Origin of the sequence: Pseudomonas sp. TH08 (genome assembly GCF_016651275.1) — a bacterium.
Classification (GTDB): Bacteria; Pseudomonadota; Gammaproteobacteria; order Pseudomonadales; family Pseudomonadaceae; genus Aquipseudomonas.
In genome coordinates, this window is record NZ_JAEKEE010000005.1 from 90,767 (window position 1) to 105,047 (window position 14,281).

Consider the following 14,281-nt stretch of genomic DNA (forward strand, 5'->3'; position numbering starts at 1 on the left):
TTGACGTGAGTTGGGTCCGGGCCTGTATTGGGGCTCAGCGAGTTTGGCGATCCTCAGGAGGGGTTTGCCCGACGTCCTCAAGAGTGCAGAAGACTTATGGCAAAGCGTGACTATTACGAAGTGTTGGGTGTTGAGCGTGGCTCAAGCGATGCGGACCTGAAAAAGGCCTATCGCCGTCTGGCGATGAAGCACCACCCGGACCGTAATCCCGATGACAAGGCGTCGGAAGAGCTGTTCAAAGAGGCCAACGAGGCCTACGAAGTACTGTCCGATTCCAGCAAGCGTGCGGCCTACGATCAGTACGGTCATGCCGGTGTCGATCCAAGCATGGGTGGCGGCGGTGCCGGTTTCGGCGGTCAGAACTTCTCTGACATTTTTGGCGATGTCTTCAGTGATTTCTTCGGTGGTGGTCGCGGCGGTTCCCGTGGCGGCGCTCAGCGCGGCAGCGATTTGCGCTACACCCTGGAGCTGAACCTGGAAGAAGCGGTGCGCGGTACGTCGGTGAATATCCGCGTTCCGACGCTGGTCAATTGCAAGCCGTGCGATGGTTCTGGCGCGAAGAAAGGCTCGTCGCCATCGACCTGCCCGACTTGCGGCGGTATCGGTCAAGTGCGCATGCAGCAGGGCTTTTTCTCGGTGCAGCAGACCTGCCCGCGTTGCCATGGCCAGGGCAAGATCATTTCCGATCCGTGTGATTCCTGCCACGGTGACGGTCGTGTGGAAGAGTACAAAACCCTGTCGGTCAAAGTGCCGGCCGGCGTCGATACCGGCGACCGCATTCGTCTGTCCGGCGAAGGCGAAGCGGGCACGCAGGGCGGGCCAACGGGTGACCTGTACGTGGTCATCAACGTTCGTGAACACGATATTTTCCAGCGCGATGGCAAACACCTGTTCTGCGAAGTGCCGATCAGCTTCGTCGATGCGGCACTCGGCGGCGAGCTGGAAATTCCGACCCTCGACGGTCGCGTCAAACTGAAAATCCCCGAAGGCACTCAGACCGGTAAGCAATTCCGTGTCCGTGGCAAAGGCGTTGCGCCAGTACGTGGTGGCGGTGCGGGCGATTTGATGTGCCGCGTAGCGGTCGAGACGCCGGTCAATCTGAATCGTCGTCAGCGTGAATTGCTGGAAGAGTTCCGCGGCTCGCTGGCGGATGACAACAGCCACTCGCCGAAAACCACCGGTTGGTTCGACGGTGTGAAGCGTTTCTTCGGCGATCTGTAAGGAGTCGGCATGCGACGTATAGCTGTGATGGGCGCCGCCGGGCGCATGGGCAAAATTCTGGTCGAGGCCGTGCAGCAGCGCGCGCCACTGACCGGTCTGACTGCTGCGATCGTTCGTCCCGGCAGCACGCTGATTGGCGTCGATGCCGGTGAGCTGGCTTCGCTGGGGCGTATCGGCGTGCCGCTGTGCGGTCATGTTGAAGCGGTAGCGGAAGAGTTCGACGTACTGATCGATTTCACCCTTCCGGAAGTGATGCTGAAAAATCTGGCGTTCTGCCGCAAGGCGGGCAAGGCCATGGTCATCGGCACCACTGGGCTGGACGCGGCGCAAAAGCAGCTGCTGGTCGAGGCGGGCAAGGACATTCCTATCGTGTTCGCGGCCAACTTCAGTGTCGGCGTCAACCTTTCGCTGAAGCTGCTGGACATGGCCGCGCGGGTGCTGGGTGACGACGCGGACATTGAAATCATCGAAGCTCATCACCGCCACAAGATCGATGCACCGTCGGGTACGGCGTTGCGCATGGGTGAAGTGATCGCCAATGCGCTGGATCGTGATTTGCAGAAGGTCGCGGTCTACGGTCGTGAAGGTCACACCGGTGCCCGCGAACGTGAAACCATTGGTTTTGCCACCGTGCGTGGTGGTGATGTAGTGGGGGATCACACCGTGCTGTTTGCCTGCGAGGGCGAGCGCCTGGAGATCACTCACAAGGCTTCGAGTCGCATGACGTTCGCCAAGGGAGCGGTGCGTGCCGCGCTGTGGCTGGACGGTCGTGAGCCGGGCCTTTACGACATGCAGGACGTGCTCGACCTGCGTTAAACTGTCGCTTGATCCGGCGCAAACGCCCTGTTTGCGCTGGTTTCTCTCCGCTGAGCGACGTCCTGTCGCATTCTCCGGCCTTTTAGGCTCATTAGCGGTGGACCAAAAAAGCCTTTTTCTGTAAGCTACAGCTTTAGTGTGTCCACTAAAAGCGCGCAGAATAATTCAGTGAAGAAGCGGGGTGACGTGTCCATACGTCACTCCGCTTTTTTACAACCTGCGATCGCCCTTTCATGCGTTATTTACGGGAGGTCTTCTTGACTAAGCCAGCCATACTTGCCCTTGCTGATGGCAGCATTTTTCGCGGCGAAGCCATTGGTGCCGACGGTCAAACCGTTGGTGAGGTGGTGTTCAACACCGCAATGACCGGCTATCAGGAAATCCTTACCGATCCTTCCTACGCCCAACAGATCGTTACCCTGACTTACCCGCACATCGGCAACACCGGTACCACGCCGGAAGACGCCGAGTCCAACCGCGTATGGTCCGCTGGCCTGGTTATTCGTGACCTGCCGCTGGTAGCGAGCAACTGGCGTAACACGATGTCCCTGTCCGATTACCTGAAAGCCAACAACGTTGTGGCCATCGCCGGTATCGACACCCGTCGCCTGACCCGAATCCTGCGTGAAAAAGGCGCACAGAACGGCTGCATCATGGCCGGCGACAACATTTCCGAAGAAGCCGCGATTGCCGCTGCGCAAGGCTTCCCTGGCCTGAAGGGCATGGATCTGGCGAAAGTCGTCAGCACCAAGGCTCAATACGAATGGCGCTCGACTGTCTGGGATCTGAAGACTGACAGCCACGCGACCATCGATGCTTCCGAGCTGCCATACCACGTGGTTGCCTACGACTACGGCGTCAAGGTCAATATCCTGCGCATGCTGGTCGAGCGCGGCTGCCGCGTTACCGTGGTGCCGGCGCAAACCCCGGCTGCCGACGTACTGGCACTGAAGCCGGACGGTGTGTTCCTGTCCAACGGCCCTGGTGATCCGGAGCCATGCGACTACGCGATCAAGGCGATCAAGGAAGTTCTGGAAACCGACATCCCGGTATTCGGCATCTGCCTCGGTCACCAGCTGTTGGCACTGGCCTCCGGCGCCAAGACCCTGAAAATGGGCCACGGTCACCACGGTGCCAACCACCCGGTACAGGATCTGGACACTGGCGTCGTGATGATCACCAGCCAGAACCACGGTTTTGCGGTAGACGAAGAAACCCTGCCTGCCAACGTTCGCGCGATCCACAAATCGCTGTTCGATGGCACCCTGCAAGGCATCGAGCGCACCGACAAGAGCGCGTTCAGCTTCCAGGGTCACCCTGAAGCGAGCCCGGGCCCGAACGATGTTGCGCCACTGTTCGACCGCTTCATCAACGAGATGGCCAAGCAACGCTAAGCGTTCGCCTTGAGACTGTAGAGAGAAGCCCCTCGAGGGTGGCCCCGGCACCGGCGGCCCCTTCGAGGCTTCAGAAATCGATCAAGACGGCTTGCCGACTGACCTGCGGATTTGAGTGACAAACCCATGCCAAAACGTACAGACATTAAAAGCATCCTGATTCTCGGCGCTGGCCCGATCGTTATCGGCCAGGCCTGCGAATTCGACTACTCCGGCGCCCAGGCTTGTAAAGCCCTGCGCGAAGAGGGTTACCGCGTCATCCTGGTGAACTCCAACCCGGCCACCATCATGACCGACCCGTCCATGGCCGACGCAACTTACATCGAGCCGATCAAATGGCAGACCGTTGCCAAGATCATCGAGAAAGAGCGTCCAGATGCGCTGCTGCCAACCATGGGTGGCCAGACTGCTCTGAACTGCGCCCTGGACCTTGAGCGCGAAGGCGTTCTGGAGAAGTTCGGCGTAGAAATGATCGGCGCCAACGCCGACACCATCGACAAGGCTGAAGACCGTTCGCGTTTCGACAAGGCGATGAAATCCATCGGCCTGGCGTGCCCGCGTTCCGGTATCGCCCACAGCATGGAAGAAGCCAACGCCGTCCTCGAGACCCTTGGCTTCCCTTGCATCATCCGTCCGTCCTTCACCATGGGCGGCACCGGTGGCGGTATCGCCTACAACCGTGAAGAGTTCGAAGAAATCTGCGCCCGCGGTCTCGACCTGTCGCCGACCAAAGAGCTGCTGATCGACGAATCGCTGATTGGCTGGAAAGAATATGAAATGGAAGTTGTCCGCGACAAAAAGGACAACTGCATCATCGTCTGCTCGATCGAGAACTTCGATCCGATGGGCGTGCACACCGGTGACTCGATCACTGTTGCCCCGGCTCAGACCCTGACTGACAAGGAATACCAGATCCTGCGTAACGCCTCCCTGGCGGTACTGCGCGAGATCGGCGTGGAGACTGGCGGTTCCAACGTTCAGTTCGGTATCTGCCCGGACACTGGCCGTATGGTCGTGATCGAAATGAACCCGCGTGTATCGCGTTCCTCGGCGCTGGCTTCGAAAGCCACCGGTTTCCCGATCGCCAAAGTCGCCGCCAAACTGGCAGTGGGCTACACCCTCGACGAACTGTCGAACGACATCACCGGCGGCAAGACCCCGGCGTCCTTCGAGCCGTCCATCGACTACGTCGTGACCAAGCTGCCACGTTTCGCCTTCGAGAAATTCGCCAAGGCTGACGCGCGTCTGACCACGCAAATGAAATCCGTCGGTGAAGTCATGGCCATCGGCCGTACCTTCCAGGAATCCCTGCAGAAAGCTCTGCGCGGTCTGGAAGTAGGCGTTTGCGGTCTGGACGAGAAAGTAGACCTGAGCAACCCGGAAAGCATGAGCGTGCTCAAGCGCGAACTGACCGTGCCGGGCGCTGAGCGTATCTGGTACGTGGCGGACGCAATGCGCGCCGGCATGAGCGTTGACGACATCTTCAGCATGACCATGATCGATCGTTGGTTCCTGGTGCAGATGGAAGATCTGATCAAGGACGAAGAGAAGGTCAAGACCCTGGGTCTGACCAGCATCGACCGCGACCTGATGTTCAAGCTCAAGCGCAAAGGCTTCTCCGATCAGCGTCTGGCCAAGCTGCTGGGTGTGACCGAGAAGAGCCTGCGTACGCATCGTCACAAGCTGGAAATTTTCCCGGTCTACAAGCGCGTTGACACCTGCGCGGCCGAGTTCGCCACTGATACCGCTTATCTGTACTCGACGTACGAAGAAGAGTGCGAAGCGGCACCATCGGGTCGCGACAAGATCATGATCCTCGGCGGCGGTCCAAACCGTATCGGCCAGGGCATCGAGTTCGACTACTGCTGCGTACACGCGGCACTGGCGCTGCGCGAAGACGGTTACGAGACCATCATGGTCAACTGCAACCCGGAAACCGTTTCTACCGACTACGACACTTCCGATCGTCTGTACTTCGAACCAGTAACCCTGGAAGACGTGCTGGAAATCGTTCGCGTCGAGAAGCCGAAAGGCGTAATCGTCCAGTACGGCGGCCAAACCCCGCTGAAACTGGCTCGTGCTCTGGAAGCCGCTGGCGTGCCGATCATCGGCACCAGCCCTGACGCCATCGACCGTGCCGAAGACCGTGAGCGTTTCCAGCAAATGGTTCAACGCCTGAACCTGCGTCAGCCGCCAAACGCGACCGTGCGCAGCGAAGACGAAGCCATTCGTGCCGCTGCCAAGATCGGTTACCCGCTGGTGGTGCGTCCGTCCTACGTACTGGGCGGTCGTGCGATGGAAATCGTTTACGAAGAAGAAGAGCTCAAGCGCTACCTGCGTGAAGCGGTTCAAGTGTCCAACGACAGCCCGGTGCTGCTGGATCACTTCCTCAACTGCGCCATCGAAATGGACGTGGATGCGGTCTGCGACGGCAAAGACGTGGTGATCGGCGCGATCATGCAGCACATCGAACAGGCGGGCGTTCACTCCGGTGACTCCGCGTGCTCGCTGCCGCCGTACTCGCTGCCGGCTCACATCCAGGACGAAATGCGTGAGCAGGTCAAGAAAATGGCCCTTGAACTGGGTGTAATCGGCCTGATGAACGTGCAGTTGGCGCTGCAAGGTGACGATATCTACGTCATCGAAGTCAACCCGCGTGCTTCGCGCACCGTACCGTTCGTGTCGAAGTGCATCGGTGTTTCCCTGGCCATGATCGCGGCTCGCGTAATGGCGGGTAAAACCCTGAAAGAAATCGGCTTCACCAAAGAAATCATTCCGAACTTCTACAGCGTGAAAGAGGCGGTGTTCCCATTCGCCAAATTCCCTGGTGTTGACCCGATCCTCGGCCCAGAGATGAAGTCGACCGGTGAAGTGATGGGCGTCGGCGACACCTTCGGTGAAGCGTTCGCCAAAGCCCAGATGGGCGCGAGCGAAGTGCTGCCGACTGGCGGTACTGCGTTCATCAGCGTGCGTGACGACGACAAGCCACTGGTTGCGGGCGTGGCCCGTGATCTGATCAACTTGGGCTTCGAAGTGGTTGCCACTGCCGGTACTGCCAAGCTGATCGAAGCCGCAGGCCTGAAAGTGCGCCGTGTGAACAAGGTGACCGAGGGTCGTCCGCACGTGGTCGACATGATCAAGAATGACGAAGTCACGCTGATCATCAACACCACCGAAGGTCGTCAGTCGATCGCTGACTCTTACTCCATTCGTCGTAATGCCTTGCAGCACAAGATCTACTGCACCACCACCATTGCTGCTGGCGAAGCTATCTGTGAAGCGCTGAAGTTCGGTCCTGAAAAAACCGTGCGTCGCTTGCAGGATCTACACGCAGGATTGAAGGCATGATCAAATACCCAATGACCGTCCAGGGCGCTAAAGCCCTGGAAGAAGAACACACTCACCTGACCAAGGTCGTTCGTCCGAAGCTCAGCCAGGACATCGGTACGGCCCGCGAGTTGGGTGACTTGAAAGAAAACGCTGAATACCATGCCGCGCGCGAACAGCAAGGCATGGTTGAGGCGCGGATTCGTGACATTGAAGGCCGGATTCAGAATCAGGTCATTATCGACGTCACGACGATTCCTCATACCGGCAAGGTGATTTTCGGTACTACGGTCGAAATCGCCAACGTCGAGACTGATGAAAGCGTCACTTACCACATCGTGGGTGAGGATGAGGCTGACTTCAAACTCGGCAAGATTTCGGTCGGCTCGCCTCTGGCTCGCGCTTTGATCGGCAAGGAAGAGGGCGATGTGGTCGCCGTGAAAACGCCAAGCGGCGTTATCGAGTACGAGATTGTCGAAGTCCGTCACATCTGAAAGAAGGCGCCCGCTGCATGCGGGCGCCATGCTTTGGCAGCTGACCCAGATGCTATGGGTCGGCGGTCTCTGGCTGATTCATCTCGGTTTGCAGCCGGTGCTGGTTCAAATTGAACTGGCTCCACTGCTGATCGATGAAATTTCAAGCATGTTTGAAGTGCCGGTGGTGGGATTCGCCGCCGCGTGTGTGATTTTTCAGGCTTTGGTGCTGATTCAGACCGAGGGCCTTGCCAGTCTATGGCGGGATTTTCGCGGGCAAGTGCTGCTGATGGCGTTGTATGCGTGTGCGATGTTCGTCGCAGTGCGTGTCGGCTGGCCGGATGCGCAGCGCTGGCAGGTGTTCAGTTATCTGTTGCTGGGCTTTTCCGGGCTGGTGCTGGTGATGCAACCGGTGCCTGGATGGAGTGGCAGGGTGCGCGAAGCACACCCTTGACCCTTGTCATCACTTGAAGCGATGAACGTTCGACAGCTGCTTGTTGACGCTGAAGTTCTTGCGGTAAACCAGTGCCATCTTGCCGATGACCTGTACCAGGTCCGCTTTGCCGACCTTGCACAGTTCTGCAATGTGCGCCAGGCGCGATTCGCGATCGAGGATGTTGAGCTTGATTTTGATCAGCTCGTGATCCGCCAGTGCGCGTTCAAGTTCGGCTAACACACCTTCAGTCAAACCGTTGTCAGCCACAGTCAAAACTGGTTTCAGATGGTGGCCAATGGATTTGTACTGTTTCTTCTGCTCTTGAGTGAGCGGCATAATCTGACCCTTTCGTCTGGATTCTGTAAAATGGCGGCCATTTTACCCGAGGGTTCGTGGATCCGCCCAATTAATCACGACCCTTATCATCGAGGTGCCCAATGGCGCGTTCCAAGACAAGCCTTGGTTGGCTGAAAAGACATGTCAACGATCCCTATGTGAAGCAGGCGCAGAAGGATGGCTACCGCTCGCGTGCGAGTTACAAGCTTCTGGAAGTCCAGGAGAAATACAAGCTGATCCGTCCCGGCATGAGCGTTGTCGACCTGGGCGCGGCGCCCGGTGGCTGGTCGCAGGTCACCAGTCGTCTGATTGGCGGTCAGGGGCGTTTGATCGCTTCGGACATCCTGGAAATGGACAGCATCCCTGACGTGACCTTCATCCAGGGTGACTTCACCGAGGACGCAGTGCTCGCACAGATCCTTGAAGCCGTGGGTAATTCGCAGGTGGACCTTGTGATTTCCGATATGGCCCCCAATATGAGTGGTACGCCTGAAGTGGACATGCCAAAAGCCATGTTCCTTTGTGAGCTGGCTCTTGATCTGGCAGAGCGGATACTCAAGCCGGGTGGTAATTTTGTGATCAAGATTTTTCAGGGCGAAGGGTTTGATGTTTACCTGAAGGATGCTCGCAAGAAGTTCGACAAGATCCAGATGATCAAGCCGGACTCCTCACGTGGCACCTCCCGCGAGCAATACATGCTGGCTTGGGGCTACCGCGGTCGTAGTGAGTAAAACGAGTTTTTTTGGCGGGGTGATAGGTTTTTAGTATTTCGCCCGGCCAGCATTAACGAATATTGTGTAGAAAGTGTTTCACAAAGGGTTACAGACGGCGCCTGCCAGAGCTGTAGGTAATGTAGTAAGTTAGGCCGGTGAATATCATGCGAAGCGCGCGCCAGTAGCGGAGCTTGCTTCAGAGGGTAGTTAATTGAACGATATGGCAAAGAATCTTATCCTGTGGTTGATCATCGCGGCTGTCCTGGTGACAGTGATGAACAACTTCTCCAGCCCTAACGAGCCGCAGACCCTCAACTATTCCGACTTCATCCAGCAGGTCAAGGATGGCAAGGTCGAGCGCGTAGCCGTTGATGGCTATGTGATTACCGGCAAGCGCAACGACGGCGACAGCTTCAAGACCATTCGTCCGGCGATCCAGGACAATGGCCTGATCGGCGATCTGGTCGACAACCACGTTGTGGTTGAAGGCAAGCAGCCTGAGCAGCAAAGCATCTGGACCCAGCTTCTGGTGGCCAGCTTCCCGATCCTCGTGATCATCGCGGTGTTCATGTTCTTCATGCGCCAGATGCAGGGTGGTGCCGGCGGCAAGGGCGGGCCGATGAGCTTTGGCAAGAGCAAGGCACGCCTGCTGTCTGAAGATCAGGTGAAAACCACCCTGGCCGACGTTGCTGGTTGCGACGAAGCCAAGGAAGAAGTCGGTGAGCTGGTTGAGTTCCTTCGTGATCCGGGCAAGTTCCAGCGCCTGGGCGGTCGTATTCCTCGCGGCGTGCTGATGGTGGGTCCTCCGGGTACCGGTAAAACCTTGCTGGCCAAGGCGATTGCCGGCGAAGCCAAGGTGCCGTTCTTCACCATTTCCGGTTCTGACTTCGTCGAAATGTTCGTTGGTGTAGGCGCCAGCCGCGTTCGTGACATGTTCGAGCAGGCGAAAAAACATGCGCCGTGCATCATCTTCATCGACGAAATCGACGCCGTCGGTCGCCACCGTGGCGCCGGCATGGGTGGCGGTCACGACGAGCGTGAGCAGACCCTCAACCAGTTGCTGGTTGAGATGGACGGCTTCGAGATGAATGACGGCATCATCGTTATCGCTGCCACCAACCGTCCAGACGTACTTGACCCGGCGCTGCTGCGTCCAGGCCGTTTCGACCGTCAGGTGGTTGTTGGTCTGCCGGATATCCGTGGTCGCGAGCAGATTCTCAAGGTGCACATGCGTAAAGTGCCAATGGGTGACGACGTTGCTCCGGCCGTTATCGCTCGTGGTACCCCGGGTTTCTCTGGTGCCGACCTGGCTAACCTGGTCAACGAAGCCTCGCTGTTTGCGGCTCGCGCCGGCAAACGCATCGTCGAGATGAAAGAGTTCGAGCTGGCCAAAGACAAGATCATGATGGGCGCTGAGCGCAAATCGATGGTCATGTCCGAAAAAGAGAAGCAGAACACCGCTTATCACGAAGCAGGTCACGCGATTGTTGGTCGTGTCGTGCCTGAACATGACCCGGTCTACAAGGTGTCCATCATTCCGCGCGGTCGAGCGTTGGGTGTAACCATGTTCCTGCCGGAAGAAGATCGCTACAGCTTGTCCAAGCGTGCACTGATCAGTCAGATCTGCTCGCTGTACGGCGGCCGTATCGCTGAAGAAATGACTTTGGGCTTCGACGGTGTTACCACCGGTGCTTCCAACGACATCATGCGTGCCAGCCAGATCGCACGGAACATGGTGACCAAATGGGGTCTGTCGGAAAAACTGGGTCCGCTGATGTACGCCGAAGAGGAAGGTGAAGTATTCCTCGGTCGCGGCGGCGGTGGTCAAGCTGCCAGCTTCTCTGGTGAGACAGCCAAGCTGATCGACTCCGAAGTACGCAGCATCATTGATCAGTGCTACGGCACAGCCAAGCAGATCCTCACGGATAACCGTGACAAGCTTGATGCCATGGCTGACGCGCTGATGAAGTACGAAACGATTGATGCTGAACAAATCGACGACATCATGGCTGGCCGCACACCTCGTGAGCCGCGCGATTGGACAGGCGGCACTGGTACGCCTCCGCCTCCAGTGGCTCAGGATGAGCGTCCGCAAACACCGATTGGTGGTCCGGCTGCTGACGTTTAAGGCTTGAAATGACTTCTGTACAGTCCCTGACCCGGTTGCCTTGCGGCAACCGGGTTCTTGATTTGGCCCAGACGCATGTCATGGGTATTCTCAATGTCACTCCCGATTCTTTCTCTGATGGTGGCCGATATAGCCAGCTTGACGCGGCCTTGCGCCACGCCGAAGCCATGGTCGCGGCCGGTGCCACGCTGATTGATGTCGGCGGTGAATCGACTCGGCCTGGCGCGCGCGCTGTATCGCCGCTGGAAGAGCTTGAGCGCGTAGCGCCGATCGTCGAGCTGATCAATCGCGAGCTCGACGTCATTATTTCGGTCGACACCTCGACGCCTGCGGTGATGCGCGAGACCGCGCGGCTGGGTGCTGGCTTGATTAACGATGTACGCTCGCTGCGGCGTGATGGGGCACTGGATGCGGCTGCGGCAACGGGCTTGCCGGTTTGCCTCATGCACATGCTGGGTGAGCCGGGCGACATGCAGGATGATCCGCAATATCAGGACGTGACCCGGGAAGTGGGCGAGTTTCTGGCTGAGCGGATGTCGGCATGCGCATTGGCAGGTATCCCCGCCGAGCGGGTCATTCTTGACCCCGGCTTCGGTTTCGCCAAAACCCTGCAGCACAATCTAAGCTTGTTCAAGCATATGCAATCTCTGCATGCATTGGGTCGGCCGTTGCTGGTCGGCGTCTCGCGAAAAAGTATGATCGGCCATGCCTTGAACCGCCCTGTAGGCGAGCGTCTTTTCGGAGGGCTCGCGCTGGCGGCGCTGGCATCCGTCAAGGGTGCGCGTATATTGCGCGTCCATGATGTGGCAGAGACGGTAGATGTGGTGCGAATGATCGCGGCCGTGGAATCAGCCGAATAAGAATGATGGAGCACTTATGAGCAAAAAATACTTTGGTACCGACGGCATTCGTGGTCGTGTTGGTGTCTATCCGATCACTCCCGACTTCATGCTCAAGCTTGGCTGGGCTGCTGGTATGGCCTTTCGCAAGATGGGAGCCTGCAAAGTATTGGTTGGCAAGGACACGCGGATTTCCGGCTATATGTTTGAGTCGGCGCTTGAGGCCGGTCTGACATCGGCGGGTGCCGATGTGATGTTGCTTGGTCCGATGCCAACGCCGGCAATCGCCTATCTGTCGCGCACGTTCCAGGCTGAAGCCGGTATTGTGATCAGCGCATCGCACAACCCTCATGACGATAACGGTATCAAGTTCTTCTCTGGCAAAGGCACCAAGCTGCCGGATGAGCTGGAGTTGATGATTGAAGAGTTGCTTGATGCGCCGATGACGGTGGTCGAGTCGAGCAAAATCGGTAAGGTGTCGCGAATCAACGATGCGTCCGGTCGCTACATCGAGTTCTGTAAGAGCAGTGTGCCGACGGGCACGAGTTTTTCTGGTCTCAAGGTTGTCATCGATTGCGCCCATGGCGCGACCTACAAAGTCGCTCCGAGCGTGTTCCGTGAGTTGGGCGCAGACGTTGTCGTGCTGTCAGCGCAGCCAAATGGGCTGAACATCAATGATAATTGCGGTTCAACTCATATGGGGCAGCTGCAGGCGGCCGTGTTGGCTGAGCACGCGGATCTGGGTATCGCATTTGATGGTGATGGCGACCGGGTCTTGATGGTCGATCACACGGGCGCAATCGTTGATGGCGACGAGTTGTTGTACATCATCGCTCGCGATCTGCATGAGCGTGGAAAGCTGCAGGGTGGCGTGGTTGGTACCTTGATGAGCAATCTTGGTCTGGAGTTGGCCCTCGCAGAGCTTTCGATTCCGTTCATTCGTGCAAATGTCGGTGACCGTTATGTTATCGCCGAGTTGCTGGAGCGCAATTGGCTGGTCGGGGGTGAGAATTCGGGGCATATCGTTTGCTTCAACCACACCACGACCGGTGATGCGATCATTGCGGCGTTGCAAGTGCTGATGGCGCTGAAGGCTCGCAATGAGGGTTTGGCGCAAACGCGTCAGGCTCTGCGTAAATGTCCTCAAGTGTTGATCAACGTGCGTTTTGGTGGTGGCGAAAACCCGCTGGAGCATCCGGCTGTCAAGGAAGCCAGTGCGCGTGTTACCCAGGCAATGGCGGGTCGTGGTCGTGTGCTTTTGCGCAAGTCCGGGACAGAGCCTCTGGTGCGCGTAATGGTCGAAGGCGAGGACGAAGCTCAGGTTCGCAGCTATGCCGAAGAACTGGCAAAACTGGTAACTGAAGTTTCTGCCTGATACGGCTTGCAAGCCATGATTGTGTTGGGTAACATCTGCGCCCACTTTGACCGACGAGGTACAGCATGCGTCGCCCTATGGTAGCTGGTAACTGGAAGATGCACGGTACCCGCGCCAGCGTCGCTGAGCTGATCAACGGCCTTCGTCATCTGGCCTTGCCAAGCGGTGTTGATGTCGCGGTATTCCCGCCTTGCTTGCATATCAATCAAGTGATTGATGGTTTGAAAGGTAAATCGATTTCGGTCGGTGCGCAGAATTCTGCGGTGGAATCCATGCAAGGTGCATTGACCGGTGAAATTGCACCGAGTCAGTTGGTGGATGCAGGTTGTTCCCTGGTGCTTGTTGGGCACTCCGAACGCCGTCAGATTATGAGCGAGCGAGACGGAATGCTGAATCGCAAGTTCGCAGCGGCACAAGCATGTGGCTTGATTCCGGTGTTGTGTGTAGGGGAAACCCTGGAACAGCGCGAAGCCGGGAAAACTCTTGAGGTTGTCGGGCGTCAGCTGGGCAGCATCATCGAGGAGCTGGGTGTAGGTGCTTTTGCCAATGCAGTCATTGCTTACGAGCCTGTCTGGGCCATTGGTACCGGACTGACTGCAACGCCGCAACAGGCTCAGGATGTGCATAAAGCCATTCGCGAGCAGTTGGCGGCAGAGAATTCTGAAGTCGCACGAGGTGTGCGGCTTCTATACGGCGGCAGCGTGAAGGCGGCCAATGCGGTCGAACTGTTCGGCATGCCGGATATCGATGGGGGGCTCATTGGTGGAGCTTCCCTGAATGCAGATGAGTTCGGTGCGATCTGTCGCGCCGCGGGAAACTGAAAAAATGCTGGAAACAGTCGTAGTCGTTTTTCATCTGCTGGGTGCATTGGGCGTAGTTGCTCTGGTTTTGCTGCAGCAGGGTAAGGGTGCGGACGCTGGCGCGTCTTTCGGAGCAGGTGCTTCAAATACTGTGTTCGGAAGCCAAGGTTCCTCTACCTTTCTTAGTAAGTTTACTGCTATACTTGCCGCCGGTTTCTTCATAACCAGCTTAGGGTTAGGTTACTTTGCTAAAGAGAAGGCTCATCAGCTGACTCAAGTAGGTTTGCCAAACCCAGCAGTGTTGGAAGTACCTAAGCAACAACAACCGGCTTCTGATGATGTTCCGGTGCTTCAAGAGCAAAAGTCGGCTACTCCAGCGACTGACGTACCTCCAGCTCAAGAGCAGAAGTAAGAAGAGTTTCA

General features: G+C 57.6%; 13 protein-coding genes. 12 read left to right on the forward strand and 1 reads right to left on the reverse strand.

Going from position 1 to position 14,281, the window contains the following annotated elements; genetic code table 11:
* The first annotated feature begins 96 nt into the window (after window positions 1-96).
* From dnaJ to JFT91_RS23940, 6 genes are all read left to right on the forward strand, one after another.
* Window positions 97-1,221, forward strand: a complete 1,125-nt coding sequence (gene dnaJ / locus JFT91_RS23915; protein WP_201228029.1) for a molecular chaperone DnaJ — start codon at window positions 97-99, stop codon at window positions 1,219-1,221.
* Window positions 1,222-1,230: 9 nt separating this feature from the next.
* On the forward strand, window positions 1,231-2,037 hold the full coding sequence (gene dapB / locus JFT91_RS23920) for a 4-hydroxy-tetrahydrodipicolinate reductase (protein WP_201228028.1): 807 nt from the start codon (window positions 1,231-1,233) through the stop codon (window positions 2,035-2,037).
* A gap of 257 nt (window positions 2,038-2,294) precedes the next feature.
* Window positions 2,295-3,431, forward strand: a complete 1,137-nt coding sequence (carA, locus tag JFT91_RS23925; RefSeq protein ID WP_201147928.1) for a glutamine-hydrolyzing carbamoyl-phosphate synthase small subunit — start codon at window positions 2,295-2,297, stop codon at window positions 3,429-3,431.
* Window positions 3,432-3,557: 126 nt separating this feature from the next.
* Window positions 3,558-6,779, forward strand: coding sequence for a carbamoyl-phosphate synthase large subunit (gene carB / locus JFT91_RS23930; RefSeq protein ID WP_201228026.1), 3,222 nt, complete (start codon window positions 3,558-3,560; stop codon window positions 6,777-6,779).
* Entirely contained in the window at window positions 6,776-7,252 is a 477-nt protein-coding gene (gene greA / locus JFT91_RS23935) for a transcription elongation factor GreA (RefSeq protein WP_008088322.1), read from the forward strand. The genes carB and greA overlap by 4 nt, the downstream gene beginning before the upstream one ends.
* A 28-nt stretch (window positions 7,253-7,280) precedes the next feature.
* The gene (locus JFT91_RS23940) at window positions 7,281-7,685 is read left to right on the forward strand and encodes an MFS transporter (protein WP_201228025.1); all 405 of its coding nucleotides are present in this window, start codon (window positions 7,281-7,283) and stop codon (window positions 7,683-7,685) included.
* Between the two features lie 9 nt (window positions 7,686-7,694).
* On the opposite strand, the gene JFT91_RS23945 is transcribed toward JFT91_RS23940, so the two are convergent.
* Entirely contained in the window at window positions 7,695-8,003 is a 309-nt protein-coding gene (locus JFT91_RS23945) for a YhbY family RNA-binding protein (RefSeq protein WP_201228024.1), read from the reverse strand.
* A 101-nt stretch (window positions 8,004-8,104) separates the two neighbouring features.
* Here JFT91_RS23945 and rlmE point away from each other — a divergent pair, with 101 nt between their 5' ends.
* From rlmE to secG, 6 genes are all read left to right on the forward strand, one after another.
* Window positions 8,105-8,734: a 23S rRNA (uridine(2552)-2'-O)-methyltransferase RlmE gene (gene rlmE / locus JFT91_RS23950; protein WP_201228023.1), complete on the forward strand. Its 630-nt coding sequence runs from the start codon at window positions 8,105-8,107 to the stop codon at window positions 8,732-8,734.
* A 202-nt stretch (window positions 8,735-8,936) separates the two neighbouring features.
* Window positions 8,937-10,844, forward strand: coding sequence for an ATP-dependent zinc metalloprotease FtsH (gene ftsH / locus JFT91_RS23955; RefSeq protein WP_201228022.1), 1,908 nt, complete (start codon window positions 8,937-8,939; stop codon window positions 10,842-10,844).
* An 8-nt stretch (window positions 10,845-10,852) separates the two neighbouring features.
* Window positions 10,853-11,704 carry a dihydropteroate synthase gene (folP, locus tag JFT91_RS23960; RefSeq protein ID WP_201228021.1) on the forward strand — a complete coding sequence of 284 codons (852 nt, stop codon included), beginning with the start codon at window positions 10,853-10,855 and terminating at the stop codon, window positions 11,702-11,704.
* Window positions 11,705-11,720: 16 nt separating this feature from the next.
* The gene (glmM, locus tag JFT91_RS23965; protein WP_201234091.1) at window positions 11,721-13,058 is read left to right on the forward strand and encodes a phosphoglucosamine mutase; all 1,338 of its coding nucleotides are present in this window, start codon (window positions 11,721-11,723) and stop codon (window positions 13,056-13,058) included.
* Between the two features lie 65 nt (window positions 13,059-13,123).
* Window positions 13,124-13,879: a triose-phosphate isomerase gene (tpiA, locus tag JFT91_RS23970; RefSeq protein ID WP_201234092.1), complete on the forward strand. Its 756-nt coding sequence runs from the start codon at window positions 13,124-13,126 to the stop codon at window positions 13,877-13,879.
* Between the two features lie 4 nt (window positions 13,880-13,883).
* A complete protein-coding gene (gene secG / locus JFT91_RS23975; RefSeq protein WP_090175639.1) occupies window positions 13,884-14,270 on the forward strand; it encodes a preprotein translocase subunit SecG in 387 nt (128 codons plus the stop codon).
* Window positions 14,271-14,281 lie beyond the last annotated feature (11 nt).

Bases quoted from the DNA above. Each gene is read 5' to 3' on its own strand.
- greA (WP_008088322.1), top strand. From the start codon at position 6,776: ATGATCAAATACCCAATGACCGTCCAGGGCGCTAAAGCCCTGGAAGAA.
- folP (WP_201228021.1), top strand. From the start codon at position 10,853: ATGACTTCTGTACAGTCCCTGACCCGGTTGCCTTGCGGCAACCGGGTT.
- dnaJ (WP_201228029.1), top strand. From the start codon at position 97: ATGGCAAAGCGTGACTATTACGAAGTGTTGGGTGTTGAGCGTGGCTCA.
- ftsH (WP_201228022.1), top strand. From the start codon at position 8,937: ATGGCAAAGAATCTTATCCTGTGGTTGATCATCGCGGCTGTCCTGGTG.
- secG (WP_090175639.1), top strand. From the start codon at position 13,884: ATGCTGGAAACAGTCGTAGTCGTTTTTCATCTGCTGGGTGCATTGGGC.
- tpiA (WP_201234092.1), top strand. From the start codon at position 13,124: ATGCGTCGCCCTATGGTAGCTGGTAACTGGAAGATGCACGGTACCCGC.
- JFT91_RS23945 (WP_201228024.1), bottom strand. From the start codon at position 8,003: ATGCCGCTCACTCAAGAGCAGAAGAAACAGTACAAATCCATTGGCCAC.
- glmM (WP_201234091.1), top strand. From the start codon at position 11,721: ATGAGCAAAAAATACTTTGGTACCGACGGCATTCGTGGTCGTGTTGGT.
- carB (WP_201228026.1), top strand. From the start codon at position 3,558: ATGCCAAAACGTACAGACATTAAAAGCATCCTGATTCTCGGCGCTGGC.
- rlmE (WP_201228023.1), top strand. From the start codon at position 8,105: ATGGCGCGTTCCAAGACAAGCCTTGGTTGGCTGAAAAGACATGTCAAC.
- dapB (WP_201228028.1), top strand. From the start codon at position 1,231: ATGCGACGTATAGCTGTGATGGGCGCCGCCGGGCGCATGGGCAAAATT.
- JFT91_RS23940 (WP_201228025.1), top strand. From the start codon at position 7,281: ATGCTTTGGCAGCTGACCCAGATGCTATGGGTCGGCGGTCTCTGGCTG.